The following is a 3,437-nucleotide window of genomic DNA, read 5'->3' as shown; positions in this document are numbered from 1 at the left end:
CGAAGAAGCTTTCGCAAAAGCAATTAGAGGCAGCCAACAAAGATATCGAGATTTGGCGCCAGGAATTAAACCAGTGTATCAATACCGATCAGACAGGTGTTGTGCGGGTTAAGGTTGCAGGCACACTTGATTCTCACGGGAAGCTTATTCCTGATTCGTTGAAGTTTTATTTTGAACAAAATGGTGCGCCTGATGGGGGAGTTGTTTATATCCCTGCGCCACTTAGCCAAATCCCAACACCTCAAGCAGTGGAGAAGGATAGTTATGATGCAATAAGTAGCACGGTTAAAGATACGCTTAACATGAAAAAACAAATATCAGCAAGCGCGAATTATAACCGTATTAGTGCTGCTAATTATGCTAACTATTATACCTCTAATACATCCGCCTTATGCACCAGTAGTATATTAGCAAATCCTTATTATTGGAATACCAATGTTTATCCCACATACAAACTTTGTGCTGATTGTGCGGATTATATATCCCAGTCGATGCGAGCAGGTGGAATACCAACGAGCAATTACTGGTATTATGATCAAAACTATTCCAGGCCAGAGTGGTGGACTGCGAATGGTCTCCGTACATACATGGTATTAAATGGTTATATGAACCAGGCAACAAATCTTAACCAGTGTGTTGCTGGCTATCCATTTTTCTTAATGAGTGGAGGTTCTGCATATCATGCCATGATGATGGTATCTAACGATGGTACAACCAGAAGACTTGCAGCCCATACAAGCGATAGGAAATGGTATATATGGAACGGCACAATCTCAGACGCTTATTACTATTATGTAATATATTAATAAAAGCTTGCGTAAATGAGTTTTAAGCAGCGGATTGAGATAACAACCGAGCGCTTTCAAGAATAAATCGGCTAAGCCAGGCCGTCACCTCGCTAGGCGATGGTCTGGCTTGGTAATATGTGACTTCGTAGTCTATGCACCGCATATATGTCTAGCATCCATTTTAAGTAGGAGGGGATGTTGTTCGCAAACATATAATAGGGCATTTCTTTGCTTAGTCAACACTTTCTTGCGTACACTATATAATCTGGATCAAGTACAGTCCAGCATGCTCATCTTGCAATCAGGCTAATTCTTAGGGTTATCAGGCACATACATATCGCCTTTTCAGGGGTGATCGCGTCTATAGAGACATAGCTGCCCTTAGTAAGCTTTCTAAGCTTGGCCAGCTTTGGAAATAAGTCTAACAAGTCTAACTATTGTATAAGGAGAGATAAATTGCTAGCCAACAGGTTTAATAAGATAGCTGTTCTTTGCTTGCTAAACGCAATTTTACTTGCCCACACAACATGGGTTAGATATAACGCGAATAGCTGCCCATCTTGCAACCAGGTAAGTTTTCTTAAGGTTAATGGTATTTATATCGCTATTCTAGGTATTGTTGTTTCTCTTGTATTAGCAGCTATTATTCTATTTGCTAATCGCCATACAAGCTTACAATATTTAGCTTTAGTTATCTCTGCCATATCTGCTAGTTTCGCGCTGTACCTCCAAATAGCGCAATTTATCTTGTCGGGACGTTTTTGTTTCCCTTGCTTGGCCGCAGCAGCGGTCTTCTATATAATCTTTTGCATTTTGGTCTTGGAAATTCTTATTAGGCCACGGTTTTCTATAGCTAAAGGGATTATAAGGGATCATATAGCGTTCAGGGCAATTAATAGGATTAAGGCAGGCGATAGCTTATAATTAGGATCGCACGTTTCGTGCGCTCTGTTGGTATTGGGTCGAATCCGATTTTGGGTTAAACAATTTCTAAGCGAATCCCTTAGTTAAGGAGAGTACAAAATGCAAAAGAGATTAGCGCTTTCATGTATGCTTATTTGCATAGTATTAATGTTGACTGCCTCGATCGTAGCAGCTTCTGGCAGCAAGACCTACGAAAGAAAGATCATTCTATTTGATAATAAGGTAAAGCCGGAAGCGCAAGACGCTTTGATTCGCAAATACGGATACCGCTTGAAACACCTCCATTTAATAAACGCCGCAGTTGCTGTGTTGCCATCAGAAGCGCAGACAGCTTTGGCTAAGAGCCCTGGTGTTATTGGAATTGAGAATGATGGAATCGTTGTCGCTTTAGGTGGCAAAACCATCGCTGAATCAACCCAGGCTTTACCCTGGGGCATAGATAGGATTAACGCAGACCTTGTATGGCCAGTATCGATAGGCTCAGGGGTTAAAGTTGCGGTTATCGATACTGGAATTGATATAGCCCATCCGGATTTAGCTGCAAACGTAAAAGGCGGTTTTAACGCAATCAACCGTAAGGCAAGCGCAAACGATGATCATGGTCACGGTAGCCATGTTGCCGGCATTGTAGCTGCAGTTGATAATAGTATTGGTGTTATAGGTGCAGCACCAAAGGCTGAGCTTTTTGCAGTAAAAGTTTTAGATAAAACAGGGTCAGGTAGGATTTCCGATGTTATCGAGGGCTTGCAATGGGCAGTGGATAACCGTATACAGGTTGCGAATATGAGTCTTGGAACAACCACTTACAGCAAAGCTTTACATAAGGCTGTAAAGAACGCTTGCAGCACTGGCCTAATTATTGTAGCGGCGGCTGGAAATAATGGGCCAGGTTTAAATACTGTGAATTATCCAGCTAGATTTAATGAGGTAATTGCTGTTGCCGCAACCGACGAGAATAATCTAGTTACATCGTTTAGCAGCCGTGGTCCAGAAATTGACGTAGCTGCACCGGGAAGTAATATTTATTCGACTTTTAACAATGGGGGTTATGCAACCTTAAATGGCACCAGCATGGCAGCACCACATGTTACTGGTGCTGTAGCCTTGAAATTGCAGATCAATCCTGAGCTTACACCTCTTCAGATTTTGGAGCAATTAAAAAGAACGGCAAGCTATCTCCAAAATACAACGCCAGAGGAACAAGGCTCTGGTTTAGTAGATGCTGCTAAACTAATATCTGCAAGATAATCATTTAGTATTTGCAATAAATTTGATTCTGGCTCAACTAGCGCTGGGAGGCTTATCATGAGTAAAAGTCTAATCTTTTTTACGCTCTTACTTTTAATTGTTATCACTGGATACGCTATAGCTAGCAATAATCAAAACAAACAACTATCTTCAGTAACAATCAAAGAGCTGCAGGCACAATTAGGCGATTATCTTAAAAAAGATACGGATCTTAGGCACTGGAAGCTACTTGATACGAAGATATCCCTTGTCTCTCAAGAAAGTTCTGGCGCAGAGGTCTCAGCAGTATTTCATACCGAGAGAGAATATCGTTTAAATTATGCTAAAGCCGATGATGCACCTGCTCTTAAAGGGCGCTCTGCCTTCATGAAGAATAACGCGAAGAAGCTTTCGCAAAAGCAATTAGAGGCAGCCAACAAAGATATCGAGATTTGGCGCCAGGAATTAAACCAGTGTATCAATACCGATCAGACAGGT

The 3,437-nt window shown here is 41.5% G+C and carries 3 protein-coding genes; all 3 read left to right on the top strand.

What is annotated here, in order from left to right; translation table 11 throughout:
* Window positions 1-806, top strand: an 806-nt coding sequence (locus KGZ93_00755; GenBank protein MBS3908154.1) for an amidase domain-containing protein, incomplete at its 5' end; no start/stop codon positions are given.
* Between the two features lie 1,005 nt (window positions 807-1,811).
* Window positions 1,812-2,960, top strand: coding sequence for a S8 family peptidase (locus KGZ93_00750; protein MBS3908153.1), 1,149 nt, complete (start codon window positions 1,812-1,814; stop codon window positions 2,958-2,960).
* Between the two features lie 57 nt (window positions 2,961-3,017).
* The coding region (locus KGZ93_00745; GenBank protein MBS3908152.1) for a hypothetical protein at window positions 3,018-3,437 on the top strand (420 nt) is incomplete at its 3' end.

The organism is Actinomycetota bacterium (assembly GCA_018333515.1).
Classification (GTDB): Bacteria; Actinomycetota; Aquicultoria; order Aquicultorales; family Aquicultoraceae; genus Aquicultor.
The sequence above is the reverse complement of the archived record's forward strand: the minus strand, read 5'-3'. Positions and strand labels throughout refer to the sequence as shown.